A 754-nucleotide genomic window follows, 5' to 3' on the forward strand; every position below is an offset into this window, starting at 1 on the left:
CGTCGCCGGCCTCCAGGCGATCGCGACCGCGCGCCGTCTCGGCGCCATCGTCACCGCCACCGACGTGCGGCCCGCCACGAAGGAACAGGTCGAATCGCTCGGTGCGAAATTCCTCGCCGTCGAGGACGAAGAGTTCAAGAACGCCCAGACCGCCGGCGGCTACGCCAAGGAAATGTCCAAGGAATATCAGGCCAAGCAGGCCGCGCTCACCGCCGAGCACATCAAGAAGCAGGACATCGTGATCACGACGGCGCTGATTCCGGGCCGGCCGGCGCCGAAGCTGGTCAGTGCCGACATGGTCAAGTCGATGAAGCCGGGCTCGGTGCTGGTCGATCTCGCCGTCGAGCGCGGCGGCAATGTCGAGGGTGCGAAGCCGGGTGAGGTCGTCGACCTCGATGGCATCAAGATCGTCGGCTACACCAACGTCGCCGGCCGCGTCGCGGCCTCGGCCTCCAGCCTCTACGCACGCAATCTGTTCTCCTTCATCGAGACCATGGTCGACAAGATGGAGAAGAAGCTCGCCGTGAACTGGGACGATGAGCTCGTCAAGGCCACCGCCCTGACCAAGGACGGCGCCGTCATCCACCCGAACTTCCAGCCGAAGGCGTAAGGAGAGATCGCCATGGAGCATGCTGCACAGGTTGTCGACCCCTTCATCTTCCGGCTGTCGATTTTCGTCCTCGCCGTTTTCGTCGGTTATTTCGTGGTGTGGTCGGTGACGCCGGCGCTGCACACGCCGCTGATGAGCGTGACC

Annotated in this window: 1 protein-coding gene and 1 pseudogene; both read left to right on the top strand. The window is 64.3% G+C overall.

The window, feature by feature from the left end:
* Positions 1-610 (top strand): annotated as a pseudogene (locus MOV75_RS40465) (NAD(P)(+) transhydrogenase (Re/Si-specific) subunit alpha); the annotation flags it as partial.
* Positions 611-622: 12 nt separating this feature from the next.
* The coding region (locus tag MOV75_RS40470; protein ID WP_247008443.1) for a proton-translocating transhydrogenase family protein at positions 623-754 on the top strand (132 nt) is incomplete at its 3' end.

It is taken from the genome of Bradyrhizobium sp. PRIMUS42, from assembly GCF_023006515.1.
GTDB lineage: Bacteria > Pseudomonadota > Alphaproteobacteria > Rhizobiales > Xanthobacteraceae > Bradyrhizobium.